This is a genomic window from Streptomyces sp. NPDC001714 (genome assembly GCF_042892755.1).
Lineage (GTDB): Bacteria > Actinomycetota > Actinomycetes > Streptomycetales > Streptomycetaceae > Streptomyces.
This window is the reverse complement of record NZ_JBIAUL010000006.1, coordinates 521,406-534,477: the sequence shown is the minus strand read 5'-3', so window position 1 is coordinate 534,477 and position 13,072 is coordinate 521,406. Positions and strand designations below refer to the sequence as shown.

12 protein-coding genes are annotated in these 13,072 nt (G+C 71.2%); 7 read left to right on the top strand and 5 right to left on the bottom strand.

Translation table 11 applies throughout. The annotated features are described in order from the left end of the window. The first annotated feature begins 45 nt into the window (after positions 1-45). Positions 46-1,314 (top strand): tyrosine--tRNA ligase, encoded by a 1,269-nt coding sequence (gene tyrS / locus ACFY0P_RS19265; RefSeq protein ID WP_388914025.1) that lies wholly within the window; start codon positions 46-48, stop codon positions 1,312-1,314. 129 nt (positions 1,315-1,443) lie between these two features. Here the strand turns inward: tyrS and ACFY0P_RS19260 are convergent, their stop codons facing one another. Beyond that, positions 1,444-1,722, bottom strand: coding sequence for a GlsB/YeaQ/YmgE family stress response membrane protein (locus ACFY0P_RS19260; protein ID WP_388914022.1), 279 nt, complete (start codon positions 1,720-1,722; stop codon positions 1,444-1,446). A gap of 242 nt (positions 1,723-1,964) precedes the next feature. On the opposite strand from ACFY0P_RS19260, the gene ACFY0P_RS19255 reads away from it, so the two are divergent. Together ACFY0P_RS19255 and ACFY0P_RS19250 are read left to right on the top strand one after the other, a co-directional pair. After that, positions 1,965-2,369: a DUF3099 domain-containing protein gene (locus tag ACFY0P_RS19255; RefSeq protein WP_388914019.1), complete on the top strand. Its 405-nt coding sequence runs from the start codon at positions 1,965-1,967 to the stop codon at positions 2,367-2,369. A gap of 217 nt (positions 2,370-2,586) precedes the next feature. Then, complete coding sequence (locus ACFY0P_RS19250; RefSeq protein ID WP_388914017.1) at positions 2,587-2,802, top strand: hypothetical protein; 216 nt, start codon at positions 2,587-2,589, stop codon at positions 2,800-2,802. Between the two features lie 15 nt (positions 2,803-2,817). Here ACFY0P_RS19250 and moaA read toward each other — a convergent pair whose 3' ends face one another. The 3 genes from moaA to ACFY0P_RS19235 form a co-directional block, all read right to left on the bottom strand. Then, positions 2,818-3,807 (bottom strand): GTP 3',8-cyclase MoaA, encoded by a 990-nt coding sequence (gene moaA / locus ACFY0P_RS19245; RefSeq protein ID WP_388914014.1) that lies wholly within the window; start codon positions 3,805-3,807, stop codon positions 2,818-2,820. Positions 3,808-3,960: 153 nt separating this feature from the next. Continuing rightward, positions 3,961-5,580: a cation acetate symporter gene (locus ACFY0P_RS19240; RefSeq protein ID WP_388914011.1), complete on the bottom strand. Its 1,620-nt coding sequence runs from the start codon at positions 5,578-5,580 to the stop codon at positions 3,961-3,963. Next, entirely contained in the window at positions 5,577-5,933 is a 357-nt protein-coding gene (locus tag ACFY0P_RS19235) for a DUF485 domain-containing protein (RefSeq protein ID WP_388914008.1), read from the bottom strand. The genes ACFY0P_RS19240 and ACFY0P_RS19235 overlap by 4 nt, the downstream gene beginning before the upstream one ends. 334 nt (positions 5,934-6,267) lie before the next feature. On the opposite strand from ACFY0P_RS19235, the gene ACFY0P_RS19230 reads away from it, so the two are divergent. From ACFY0P_RS19230 to ACFY0P_RS19215, 4 genes are all read left to right on the top strand, one after another. Then, entirely contained in the window at positions 6,268-7,794 is a 1,527-nt protein-coding gene (locus tag ACFY0P_RS19230; RefSeq protein WP_388914005.1) for a S8 family serine peptidase, read from the top strand. A gap of 62 nt (positions 7,795-7,856) precedes the next feature. Further along, positions 7,857-9,392 (top strand): S8 family serine peptidase, encoded by a 1,536-nt coding sequence (locus tag ACFY0P_RS19225; RefSeq protein WP_388914002.1) that lies wholly within the window; start codon positions 7,857-7,859, stop codon positions 9,390-9,392. A 39-nt stretch (positions 9,393-9,431) separates the two neighbouring features. Next, positions 9,432-10,808, top strand: coding sequence for a CoA transferase (locus ACFY0P_RS19220; protein ID WP_388913999.1), 1,377 nt, complete (start codon positions 9,432-9,434; stop codon positions 10,806-10,808). Positions 10,809-10,965: 157 nt separating this feature from the next. Next, complete coding sequence (locus ACFY0P_RS19215; RefSeq protein ID WP_388913996.1) at positions 10,966-11,967, top strand: CopD family protein; 1,002 nt, start codon at positions 10,966-10,968, stop codon at positions 11,965-11,967. A gap of 52 nt (positions 11,968-12,019) precedes the next feature. Here the strand turns inward: ACFY0P_RS19215 and ACFY0P_RS19210 are convergent, their stop codons facing one another. Continuing rightward, a complete protein-coding gene (locus tag ACFY0P_RS19210; protein ID WP_388913993.1) occupies positions 12,020-13,066 on the bottom strand; it encodes a zinc-dependent alcohol dehydrogenase family protein in 1,047 nt (348 codons plus the stop codon). Positions 13,067-13,072 lie beyond the last annotated feature (6 nt).

Below are 13,072 nucleotides of genomic sequence, written 5' to 3'. Positions count from 1 at the left end.
TCATCCAGAGATCTGCCGAAGATCGCTCAAGGAGATACGAGAACCGTGACGGACATCGTCGACGAGCTGAAGTGGCGGGGGCTGTTCGCCCTGTCCACTGACGAGGACGCTTTGCGCAAGGCGCTCGCGGACGGTCCCGTCACGTTCTATTGCGGTTTCGACCCGACCGCGCCGTCCCTGCACGTGGGGCACCTGGTGCAGGTGCTCACCGTGCGCCGGCTCCAGCAGGCCGGTCACCGGCCGCTGGCGCTGGTGGGCGGTGCGACGGGCCTGATCGGCGACCCGCGCCCGACGGCCGAGCGCACGCTCAACGACCCCGAGACGGTCGCCGGCTGGGTCGGCAGGCTGCGCGCCCAGATCGAGCCGTTCCTGTCCTTCGAGGGCGAGAACGCGGCCGTCATGGTCAACAACCTCGACTGGACCGAGGGCCTGTCCGCGATCGAGTTCCTGCGGGACATCGGCAAGCACTTCCGCGTCAACAAGATGCTGACCAAGGACTCCGTGGCCCGCCGCCTGGAGTCCGACCAGGGCATCAGCTACACGGAGTTCAGCTACCAGATCCTCCAGGGCATGGACTTCCTCCAGCTGTTCCGGCGGTACGGCTGCACGCTCCAGCAGGGCGGCAGCGACCAGTGGGGCAACCTCACGGCGGGTCTGGACCTGATCCATCGCCTGGAGCCGCACGCCAGTGTGCACGCGCTGGCGACGCCGCTGATGACCAAGGCGGACGGCACGAAGTTCGGCAAGACCGAGGGCGGAGCCGTCTGGCTCGACGCCGAGATGACGACGCCGTACGCGTTCTACCAGTTCTGGCTGAACGTGGACGACCGGGACATCTCGACGTACCTGCGGATCCTGTCCTTCAGGTCCCGTACGGAGCTCGAGGAGCTGGAGAAGCAGACCGAGGAGCGGCCGCAGGCGCGGGCCGCGCAGCGGGCGCTGGCCGAGGAGCTGACGACGCTCGTCCACGGGGCCGACCAGACCGCCGCGGTGATCGCCGCGTCCAAGGCGCTGTTCGGGCAGGGCGAGCTGGCGGAGCTGGACGACCGGACGCTGGCCGCCGCGCTGTCCGAGGTGCCACATGTCCAGGTCACCGAGCTGGGTCCGGTGGTCGACCTGTTCGCGGAGGTCGGGCTGGTGGCCTCCAAGTCCGCCGCGCGGCGGACCGTGAAGGAGGGCGGGGCCTACGTGAACAACGTGAAGGTGACCGCCGAGGACGCCGTGCCCTCCGTGCAGGAGCTGCTGCACGGGCGGTGGCTGGTGCTGCGGCGGGGGAAGAAGAATCTGGCGGCTGTGGAGGTCGTCGGTTCGTAGGCGCCGTAGGGGTGCGGGGTGCGCTGTCGGCCGCGGGTTCGAGGTGGCTGGTCGCGCAGTTCCTCCCCCCCAGCCTTCGGCCGGGGGTACCCCCAGCGCCCCTGACGGGGCGCTGGGGTTCGGGGCGCGTCAGACGCGCTGTTTCCGCTTTCCCAGTGTCGCCGTGTAGGCCATGTCGCCCAGGAAGACGATGATGATCGCCGCCACCAGCTGGAACAGGTGACGGGTCCAGTCGATGCCCGGTGTCGCCGCCACGCCGACCGCGCGGGCGATCGCGTTGCCGGCGATGGCGCCCAGGATGCCGAAGATGGTCGTCAGCCACAGGGGGCTGTGCTGCTTGCCCGGGATGATCGCCTTCGCGATCAGGCCCAGCACGAAACCCACGATGATCGCCCACAACCAGCCCATGACTGCCTCCTCGTACGGCTCGACGTGAGCATTACGCCAAGTCTCGGCCCGTACGCCGTACGGCGCATGTCGGTACGCCCGTACGCGCTACTGCGCAGGGCGTTCACGCAGGCGGGAGGGCGACCCGGTCTCGAAGGCGGCGCAGGCGCGGCGTACCGTGGGAAGGGTCCTGGCCCGGTTCCCCGAGCGGGTGCGGACCGGGCAGGGGCCGGGGAGAGTCCGATGCGGGCGGATGGTGGAATGTGACGCGGAAGCAGCGCGGCGACGGCAACGTCCAGGTGTTCCGGATCACCGGAGCCCGTACCGGCCTGGCGGAGGACGTACGCGGCCGGCAGCGGCGGTACGTCATCTCGATGGGCATCCGGACCATGTCGGTGATCCTCGCCGTGACGTTGTGGAACGTCGAACGGTACGTCGCCGTCGTGGCTTTGGTGCTCGGGGCGCTGCTCCCCTATGTCGCCGTCGTCATCGCCAACGCCGGACGGGAACGGCCGCAGTCGCTTCCGTCGACCTTCGGGGTCGCGCCGACCCGGCTGATGATCGCGCCGCCGCGGGCCGAGGAGACGCAGGCGGAACCCGTCCCGGAGGACGTGGTGGCGGATCCGGCGGCGGGGGCCGTGAGCGGCGAGCGTCCGGAGCCGGCCTGAGCCCCGGAGACGCGGCGCGGACGGGCGGCGGCTCCGCCCGAAGCTCAAGAAAAGCTCAGATCTATCGTGCTGTTCCAGTGCCGGGCCAAGGGTGACCCGTGACATACTGCGTACGCGCTCCGCATCCCCCGTCGGAGCGACGGACCGACGCCGGGCAGCTCCCCCCGTGGCTGCTCGGCGTCGCCTTGTTTGCGGGGCTTTTTTGCGAGACGAAGCAGTGAGTGACGTTATTTGTTCAGCGAAGGGCTGTCGCGCCGACGCGGTGTGGGTGCTGGCGTGGAACAACCCGAAGATCCACACGCCGGAGCGGCGCAAGACCTGGCTCGCCTGTGAGGAGCACCGGGAGCATCTCTCGCAGTTCCTTGGGGTGCGGGGGTTCCTGAAGGACGTCGTGCTGTTGCGGGAGTGGGAATCGCCCGAACAGGACGGGTAGGCCGGCCGGGCGGGGCTAGCCGCCGATCGCGGACATCGGCCGGTCCGGCTGCACGAACTGCGGATCGTCCAGTCCCGCCCCCGCCTTCTTCCCCCACATCGCCAGCCGCCACCTGCGGGCGATCTCCTCGTCCGCAGCGCCCGAGCGGAGCGCACCGCGCAGGTCCGTCTCCTCCCGCGCGAACAGGCAGGTCCTTATCTGGCCGTCGGCCGTGAGGCGGGTGCGGTCGCAGGCCGCGCAGAACGGGCGGGTGACCGAGGCGATGACGCCGACGCGGTGCGGGCCGCCGTCGACCAGCCAGCGCTCCGCCGGGGCCGAGCCGCGGTCGTCCGCGCCCTCGGCGGTGAGGTCGAAACGGGTGCGGAGCGAGGCGAGGATGTCCCCGGCCGTCACCATGCTGTCGCGCTTCCAGCCGTGCTGGGCGTCGAGGGGCATCTGCTCGATGAAGCGCAGTTCGTAGTCGTGGGCCACCGCCCAGGCGAGGAGGTCGGGGGCCTCGTCCTTGTTCAGGCCGGGCATCAGGACCGTGTTGACCTTGACCGGGGTGAGGCCGGCGTCGTGGGCGGCGCGGAGGCCGTCCAGGACGTCCTGGTGGCGGTCGCGGCGGGTGAGGGTCTTGAAGACGTCCGGGCGCAGGGTGTCCAGGGAGACGTTGACCCGGTCCAGGCCGGCCGCCTTGAGGGCCGTCGCGGTGCGGCGCAGGCCGATGCCGTTGGTCGTGAGGGACATCCGGGGGCGGGGGGCCAGGGCCGCCACCCGCTCCACGATGCCGACCAGGCCGGGGCGCAGCAGCGGCTCGCCGCCGGTGAAGCGGACCTCCTCGACGCCCAGCAGGCGGACGGCGATGTCGACCAGCCGGACGATCTCGTCGTCCGTGAGCAGGTCGGGCTTGGCCAGCCACTGCAGACCCTCCTCGGGCATGCAGTAGGTACAGCGCAGATTGCACCGGTCGGTCAGCGAGACTCTCAGGTCGGTGGCCACCCGGCCGTAGGTGTCGATGAGCACGCGGGCCCCCTCCCTCGCTCGGATCAGATCCTTACCGTCACTTGTGAGCCTACGTGACGGCACTGACATCGCGAGAGGCCCGATACCACGAGGTACGACACGGCCGCGTCGTAGGATCCTATGATCCCGTCGACGCGGCCAGTCGTACGTAGCTCAGTGAGCTCCGGTCCCTGTCAGGGACCGCACCTCCAGCTCCGCGTACTTGCCGGCGTCCGGGACCTCCTTCGAGAGCAGAGTGCCCACGACGCCGAGGAGGAATCCGACCGGGATCGAGATGATGCCCGGGTTCTCCAGCGGGAACCAGTGGAAGTCGACGCCCGGGAACATCGACGTCTCCTTGCCGGACACCACCGGCGAGAACAGCACCAGGCCGACCGCGGTGACCAGGCCGCCGTAGATCGACCAGAGGGCTCCGGCGGTGGTGAACCGCTTCCAGAAGAGGCTGAAGAGGATGGTCGGCAGGTTGGCGGAGGCGGCGACCGCGAAGGCCAGGGCGACCAGGCCGGCGACGTTCAGGTCGCGGGCGAGGGCGCCGAGGAGGATGGAGACGGCGCCGATGCCGACCGTGGCGTACCGGGCCGCGTTGATCTCCTGCTTCTCGGTGGCCTGGCCCTTCTTGATGACGTTGGCGTAGATGTCGTGCGCGAAGGACGAGGAGGACGCCAGGGTGAGGCCCGCTACCACCGCGAGGATCGTCGCGAAGGCCACCGCCGAGATCGTGGCCAGCAGGATCGCGCCCCAGTTGGAGTCGACGCCGCCCAGGTGGAGGGCGAGGAGGGGCGCCGCGGTGTTGCCGGACTTGTTGGACGCGATGATCTCGTCCGGTTTGATCAGGGCGGCCGCGCCGAAGCCGAGGGCGAGGGTCATCAGGTAGAAGGCGCCGATCAGGCCGATCGCCCAGAGGACCGACTTCCGGGCCGCCTTGGCGGTGGGCACAGTGTAGAAGCGGATCAGGATGTGCGGCAGGCCGGCGGTGCCGAGGACCAGGGCGATGCCGAGGGAGAGGAAGTCCAGCTTGCTGGTGCCGGTGGCGCCGTACTTCAGGCCGGGCTCCAGGAAGGCGGAACCCTTGCCGCTGTTGTCGGCGGCCTTGCCGAGCAGGTCGGAGACGTTGAAGTGGAACTTGGCCAGGACCATGAAGGTCAGCAGCAGGGCGCCCGCGATGAGCAGCACGGCCTTGACCATCTGGACCCAGGTGGTGCCCTTCATGCCGCCGATGGTGACGTAGACGATCATCAGGACGCCGACCAGGGCGACGATGCCGATCTTTCCGCCGTCGCTGGTGATGCCGAGGAGAAGGGAGACGAGGACGCCCGCTCCCGCCATCTGGGCCAGCAGGTAGAAGATCGAGACGACGATCGTCGAGGTGCCGGCTGCGGTGCGGACCGGGCGCTGGCGCATGCGGTAGGCCAGTACGTCGCCCATGGTGTAGCGGCCGGAGTTGCGCAGCGGCTCGGCGACCAGGAGCAGGGCGACGAGCCAGGCGACCAGGAAGCCGATGGAGTACAGGAAGCCGTCGTAGCCGAACAGGGCGATGGCGCCGGCGATGCCCAGGAAGGACGCGGCGGACATGTAGTCCCCGGAGACGGCGAGGCCGTTCTGGAAGCCGCTGAACTGGCGGCCGCCCGCGTAGAAGTCGGCGGCGTCCTTGGTCTGGCGGCCCGCCCAGACGGTGATGACGAGGGTCGCGGCGACGAACACCGCGAACAGGGTGATGATCAGCGTCCGGTGCTCGCTCGCCTCGCCGGCAGCCAGCGTGATCGCGGGGCTCATGCGCCGCCCTCCATCCGGTCCTTGATGGCCTCGGCCTTGGGGTCGAGCTTGGCGGCCGCGTGCCGGGCGTACCACCAGGCGATGAGGAACGTGGTGAGGAACTGGGCGAGGCCGAGGACCAGGGCCACGTTGATGTTGCCGACGACCTTGGTGCCCATGAAGTCGTCCGCGTAGTTGGAGAGCAGGACGTACAGCAGGTACCAGGCGATGAAGGCGAAGGTCAGCGGGAAGGCGAAGGAGCGGTGGGAGTGCCGCAGTTCGGCGAACTCCCGACTCTGCTGCACCTCGGCGAACTCCTCGCCGGAGGGGAGCCGGGTCTGCGTGTTCGAGGGCGGTGGTGTCTCGGTGGCCACGGAGTCTCCTCGCGATACGGACATGCGGATTCTGACCTCACAGACATGCGGAACACCCACCCGGTGTGATGTCGTGACTCCGGGGAGTGATTCCGACGGGGGGCCTCGATCCTGCTGCGGCTCCCTCCTCAAGGTCACGGCGCCACGCGTGGGCAGGTTCAACTCGCCCGGGTTCTTTCGGAAGTCGTCGGCGCAAGTCACCTCCGGTCATTGCTGGCCGGTGACTGCGGGAGATAGCTTCGGCCCTGCACCACCCGTCATGTACCTGCCCAAGCGGTACCTCGGCCTGGGCGGGCCCGTTTTCGGTTGATGTTCCGGATGATGTGGAGACCCCATGGCTCATCTGCGTTCCAGACGCGGGCTGGCGCTCGCCGTCCCGGTCGTCCTGTCGCTCACCGCCTCGCTGGGCCTCGTGCCGGCAGCGGCTTCCGCGGCCCCGCTGACCACCCGGGCGACGCCTGCGGCGGACGGTCCGAACCTGGCCTACGTCGTCAACACCAGAACGGACCATCGCACGATCGAGTCGGTGCAGCGGGCGGTCGTCCGCAACGGCGGCACGATCATCGCGACGTACGACAAGATCGGCGTGATCGTCGTGCATTCGGCGAACCCGGGCTTCGGCACGGCGTTGCGCGCGGTGCGCGGGGTGCAGTCGGCGGGCGCCACCCGGACGGCCGCGCTGAGCGCGGCGGGGACCACGGACGAGGGTGCCGTACAGGTCCTGTCGAAGGCGGAGGCCGCGAAGGTCGAGCAGCGGGCGACGGCGGGTCAGGAGCCCCTCGAGGCCGACCAGTGGGACCTGCGGACGATCGGCGCCGACAAGGCCGCCGCGGTCAATCCGGGGAGCCGCTCGGTGACGGTCGGCATCATCGACACCGGTGTCGACGACACCCACCCGGACATCGCCCCGAACTTCTCCGCCTCGCAGTCCGCCAACTGCGTGAGCGGCAAGGCGGACACCACGTACGGCGCCTGGCGGCCGGTGGACGCCGACCACTACCACGGCACCCACGTCGCCGGTGAGATAGCCGCCGCCCGCAACGGGATCGGCGTGGCGGGCGTGGCACCGGGCGTGAAGGTCGCGAGCATCACGGTGGCCCAGCCCGACCCGACGCAGCTGTTCTACCCGGAGAGCGTCGTCTGCGCCTTCGTCTTCGCCGCCGACCACGGCATCGAGATCACCAACAACAGCTACTACGTTGATCCATGGCTGTACAACTGCATGGACGACCCCGATCAACGCGCCATCGTTGACGCGGTCAACAGGGCGCAGCTGTACGCCCAGCACAAGGGCACACTCAACGTGGCCTCGGCGGGAAACTCGAACGACGACCTGGACTCGCACGCCCTCACGGACACCTCCAGCCCGGACGACTCGACGGCCACCACCCGGACGGTCGACCCGCACGAGTGCTTCGACGTGCCGACCCAGCTGCCCGGCGTGGTCACCGTGAGCGCGGTCGGCGTCAACGACACGAAGTCCTACTACTCCAGCTACGGCCAGGGCGTCATCGACGTGGCGGGCCCGGGCGGCGACAAGTACCAGATCCCGGACACGCCGTCGAAGAACGGCCGCATCCTGTCCACCCTGCCGAACGACCAGTACGGCTTCCTCCAGGGCACCTCGATGGCGTCCCCGCACGTGGCCGCCGTGGCCGCGCTGCTGAAGTCGACGCACCCGCACGCCACTCCGGCCGGGTTGCTGGCCCTCCTGAAGGCCGAGGCGGACAACCCGGGCTGCCCGGCCGGCCCGTACGACGGGGACGGCGACGGCGTCGTCGACGCCACCTGCGTGGGCGGCAAGCACGTCAACGGCTTCTACGGCTCCGGTGTCGTCAACGCGCTCCGTGCGGTCAAGTAGGCACCACAGAGCAGGACTTCCCGCACGGCACGCCTGTTCCGCGAACGAACTGGAGACCTCAGATGACCGCGCCCCAGCCGCGCTACCGTCGCATCCTCGCCCTCCCGCTCGGCATGGCCATGGCCACCGCCCTCGCCTTCCTGCCCAACGTCTCGGCGTCAGCCGCCGAGACCGGTACGTCCGCGTCCGCAGCGGACGCCGGTGACGCGACGTCTCTCAGCTATGTCGTCAACGTCCGTCGCGGACACAGCACCTCCGAACGTGTCCAGCGGGCGATCGAGCGGGCCGGCGGTTCGGTGGTGATCGCGTACGACGAGATCGGCGTGATCGTCGTCCATTCGTCGAACGCCGACTTCGCCAAGATCATTCGCAAGGTGCCCGGCGTGGACTCGGCCGGGAACACCCGCAACGCGCCGCTGCCCGCCCAGTCGACCACCGACGTCGGCACACCGGAGGTGCTCACCTCCGAGCAGGTCTCGGAGGCGGACGCGCAGGCGACCGACGGGCAGGACCCACTGGAGCCGCTGCAGTGGGACCTGCCCGCCATCAAGGCGGACAAGGCGCACGAGAAGACCCTGGGCAGCTCGAAGGTCACCGTCGCCGTCATCGACACGGGCGTCGACGACACCCACCCGGACATCGCCCCCAACTTCTCCGCCTCGCAGTCCACCAACTGCGTCACGGGCAAGCCGGACACGACCTACGGCGCCTGGCGGCCCACGGCGGCCGAGAGCCCGCACGGCACGCACGTGGCGGGCGAGATCGCCGGGGCCAGGAACGGGATCGGCATCACCGGCGTGGCGCCCGGCGTCAAGGTGGCCGGCATCAAGGTCGCCACCACGGCCGGGTACTTCTACACGGAGGCCGTGGTCTGCGGGTTCGTGTGGGCGGCCGAGCACCACATCGACGTCACCAACAACAGCTATTACACCGACCCCTGGTACTTCAACTGCACCGACGACCCGGACCAGAAGGCGCTCGTCGACGCCATCACCAGGGCCTCGCAGTTCGCGGAGCGCAAGGGCACGGTCAACGTCGCGGCGGCCGGCAACGAGAGCTACGACCTGGCCTCCCACTCGATCACCGACCCGGTCTCGCCGAACGACGGCACGCCCACCGACCGGGTGATCGACCCGCACAAGTGCTTCGACATACCGACCCAGCTGCCGGGTGTGGTCACGGTCGCGGCGACCGGCGCGAAGGGCCTCAAGTCGTCGTTCTCCAACTACGGCCTCGGGGTCATCGACATCGCCGCGCCCGGCGGCGACTCGACGGCCTACCAGGCGCCACAGCCCCCTGCCACCAGCGGCCTGATCCTGGGCCCGCTGCCGGGCGGCAAGTGGGGCTACATGGCCGGTACCTCGATGGCGACCCCGCACGTCGTCGGCGTCGCCGCATTGATCAAGTCAACCCATCCGCATGCCTCCGCCGCCCTGGTGAAGGCGCTGCTGTACGCCGAGGCGACCGCCACGCCGTGCACGGACCCGTACGACATCAACGGCGACGGCAAGGTCGACGCGGTGTGCGAGGGCTCCAAGAACCGCAACGGCTTCTACGGCTGGGGCACGGCCGACGCACTGGCGGCAGTGACAAAGTAGGCTCACATATTGATCCAATCAATAATGCATAGTTAAGTCATGACTGGAATCAACTATGCATGGTCCGCGCTGGGCGGCGATCCGTCACTGCTCTCGCGTGTCACGACCGTGACACGCGAGAGCACGCTCCCGGCGCACCTTCCGGTACGACAGCTCGCCCGCGCCTGTGTCGGCGTGTGCGCGCTGGCCGCCGCCGAGCTGGGGGCACGGCGGACCGGGGCCGCGGAGGTGCCCCGGGTCCGGGTGGACGACGGGGCCGTGGCGACGGCGTTCACCAGCGAGCGGCACCTGCTGGTCGACGGGCGGGCGCCCGTGCAGTTCGCCCCGCTGTCCCGGTTCTGGCGTGCGGCGGACGGGTGGGTGCGCACGCACGCCAACTACCCGCACCACCGAGCCCGGTTGCTCGGCGCGCTCGGCCTGCCGGAAGACGCCTCCCCCGAGGAGGTCGCGGCCCGGATCGCCGCGCGGCCCGCGCTGGAGGTGGAGGACACGGTCTACGGCGCCGGCGGGCTCGCCGTGGCGCTGCGCTCGCCCGGGGAGTGGGCCGCGCACGAGCAGGCCGCCGAGGTGGCCGCACGTCCCCTGATCGAGCGGCGACGCCTGGACGCGGCGCACGCGCGCGTGCTCCCACCGCTCGGCGCCGGTGCCGCTCCCCTGCTGCCCGCCGCCGGCCTGCGCGTGCTGGACCTGACCCGGGTCCTCGCGGGCCCGGTCGCCACCCGCACCCTCGGGCTGCTGGGCGCCGACGTCCTGCGCCTGGACGCGCCGTGGCTGCCCGAACTCCCCGACCAGCACGCCGACACGGGCTTCGGGAAGCGCTCGGCGACGCTCGGCCTGACCACGGACCGGGCGGCCTTCGAGGAGTTGCTGGCCTCGGCGGACGTGGTGGTCACCGGCTACCGGCCGGGCGCCCTGGACCGGTTCGGGCTCTCCCCCGAGGCGCTGGCCGAGCGGCGGCCCGGGCTGGTCGTGGCCCAGGTGTCGGCGTGGGGCGCGTACGGGCCGTGGGGCGGACGGCGCGGCTTCGACAGCCTGGTGCAGGTCGCCACGGGCATCGCGGAGATCGAGGGCACGGCGGACCGGCCGGGCGCGCTGCCCGCGCAGGCGCTGGACCACGGCACCGGCTACCTGCTGGCGGCCGGTGTGCTGCGGGCGCTGACCGAGCGGTCGCACGACGGCGGGAGCAGGTCCGTACGGCTGGCTCTGGCGCGGACCGCGCGGTGGCTCACGAAGGAGGTGGAGCCGGGTTCCGGGACCGGTGAGCCGTACGCCGGGCCGGACGCCTGGCTCGCGGAGACGGACAGCGCGCTGGGGCGGCTTCGGTACGCGCGGCCGCCGGTGTCCTTCGCGGGCGGCCCGGCCGACTGGGCGCGGCCGCCGGTGCCGTGGGGGTCGGATGCGCCGCGTTGGGCGTAGCCGCCCGGATCGAGGGCGAGGTCGGCCCCGGCTCGTCGGGGCGTGACCGCGCGCCCCGGGGTGGCCGGAAACGTACGAATGGGTGGTATGCCGTTCCGTCAGCTGTTTTCCTGTACTTGCCCGCTTCTGTCATGGCCGGTGGAGATCAGGGGGGCCGTTGACACGACCGACCGCCGAGGTGGCCGCGAGCGGCCCCGCGAGACGCCCCGGGACCGGCCGGGCCGTCGCCGTCCTGGTGCTGGCCGCAGTGGCCGCGCTGGTGCCGCTGCTCGGGCCGTCCGTCGCGCTGCGGGGCACCGGAGAGGCCGCGGCGCCGGGGGTGGGCGGTATCGCCCTGCTGCGCGGGGTGCTGTTCGCCGCCCTGTGCGTGTCCTCGGGTGAACTGTTCGTGGACCGGCTGGCCCGCCGGCTGCCGGACGCGCCGCCCGAACGGCCGACCGGCTGGGCGGTGTTCGCGGCCGGCGCCGGTTTCGTCGCCGCACTGGGGCTCGCGTCGGTCGTGTCGACGGGCAACCTGGTGCCGCGCTCCCTCGCCGACGTCGACGTGGGCGGCCTGTACCAGTCACGCGACGGCAAGCTCGCGCTGGTCGAGGTCAACGCCTTTCTGCTGGCCGGTCTGTGCGCCCGCTCGCGCCGCCCGGCCACCCAGGTGTGGCCGCTGGCGGCGGTGGCCGTCGCGGAGGCGCTGCGCGCCCATGCCGCGCCCGAGCACAACCCGTTGCTCGGCTCCGCGCTGACCCTGGTGCATCTGACGTGCGCGACCCTGTGGGTGGGCGGTCTGCTGCACGCGTTGCGCATGCTGCGCCGGTGGCGCGGCCGGGAGGCCGGCGCGGCGCTGCTCGGGCTCTACGCGCGCGTGGCCGCCGTACTGCTCGCGGCCATCACCGCGACGGGCGTGTGGAGTTCGCTGCGGCGGATGCCGCCGGGGACGGTCCTGGACCAGCTGACGGCGACGGCGTACGGGCGCACCCTGCTGGCCAAGGTGATCCTCGTCGCCGCCGTCGCCGTGCTGGCGCTGTGGGCCAGGTTCCGGCTGCGCCGGGCCACCGACCCGCTGACCGCGTACGTCCCCGCGCGGGCCGAGGTGGCCGTCCTGGGGGTGGTGGTCGCGGTGTCGGGAGTGTTGACGGCGCTGCCGCTGCCGATCAGGTGGACTTGATCAGATGGACTCGATCAGATGGACTTGATCAAGTGTTGATCGGGGCGTTGATTCAGCCGTTGGTGACGAGCACCTTCAGAGCGGTGCGCTCGTCCATCGCCTTGTAGCCGTCGGGCACGCCCTCGATGCCGACGGTGAGGTCGAAGACCGGCGACGGGTCGATCGTGCCGTCGAGGACGTCGGGCAGCAGGTCGGGGATGTAGGCGCGGACCGGGGCGACACCGCCGCGCAGGGCGATGTTCCGGTCGAACATGACGCCGAGGTCCAGGCCGGTGCCGCTGCCGTGCGGGACGCCGACGAAGCCGATCGCGCCGCCGTCACGGGTGATGTTGACGGCCGTCCGCATGGACTGCTCGGTGCCCACGGCCTCGACGACGGCGTGCGCGCCCTGGCCCCGGGTGAGTTCGCGTACGGCGTCCACGGCCGCGTCCCCGCGTTCGGCGACGACATCGGTGGCGCCGAAGCGGCGCGCGATGTCGGTGCGCACCTCGTGCCGGCCCAGCGCGATGATCCGCTCGGCGCCCAGCCGCTTGGCGGCCAGCACGGCGCACAGACCGACCGCGCCGTCCCCGACGACGGCGACCGTGGCACCGGGCCGGGCGCCCGCGCCGAGGGCCGCGTGATGGCCGGTGCCGAGGACGTCGGAGAGGGTCAGCAGGGCGGACAGCAGGTGGTCGTCGGAGGCCGCCTCCTTGGGCAGCTGGACCAGGGTGCCGTCGGCGAACGGGACGCGCACGGCCTCGCCCTGGCCGCCGTCGTAACCGACGGAGCCCCAGAAGCCGCCGTGCTCGCAGGACGTGGTCAGGCCCTCGCGGCAGTAGTCGCAGACGCCGTCGGACCACATGAAGGGGGCGACCACGAGGTCGCCACGCCGCACGGTGCCCACCTCGGAGCCGGTCTCCTCGACCACGCCGAGGAACTCGTGGCCGATGCGCTGCCCCGGCTGCCGGGCCGCCTCACCGCGGTACGCCCACAGGTCGCTGCCGCAGATGCAGGCCCGCAGCACCCGCACGACGGCGTCGGTGGGCAGCTGCACCACGGGCTCGGGCACGTCCTCCACGCGCATGTCGAACGGGGCGTGGATGGTGGTGGCGCGCATGGCGAG

What these genes read in the sequence shown, in the direction of transcription:
- ACFY0P_RS19225 (WP_388914002.1), top strand. Translation starts at nt 7,857, where the DNA reads ATGACCGCGCCCCAGCCGCGCTACCGTCGCATCCTCGCCCTCCCGCTC.
- ACFY0P_RS19260 (WP_388914022.1), bottom strand. Translation starts at nt 1,722, where the DNA reads ATGGGCTGGTTGTGGGCGATCATCGTGGGTTTCGTGCTGGGCCTGATC.
- ACFY0P_RS19240 (WP_388914011.1), bottom strand. Translation starts at nt 5,580, where the DNA reads ATGAGCCCCGCGATCACGCTGGCTGCCGGCGAGGCGAGCGAGCACCGG.
- ACFY0P_RS19210 (WP_388913993.1), bottom strand. Translation starts at nt 13,066, where the DNA reads ATGCGCGCCACCACCATCCACGCCCCGTTCGACATGCGCGTGGAGGAC.
- ACFY0P_RS19230 (WP_388914005.1), top strand. Translation starts at nt 6,268, where the DNA reads ATGGCTCATCTGCGTTCCAGACGCGGGCTGGCGCTCGCCGTCCCGGTC.
- ACFY0P_RS19220 (WP_388913999.1), top strand. Translation starts at nt 9,432, where the DNA reads ATGACTGGAATCAACTATGCATGGTCCGCGCTGGGCGGCGATCCGTCA.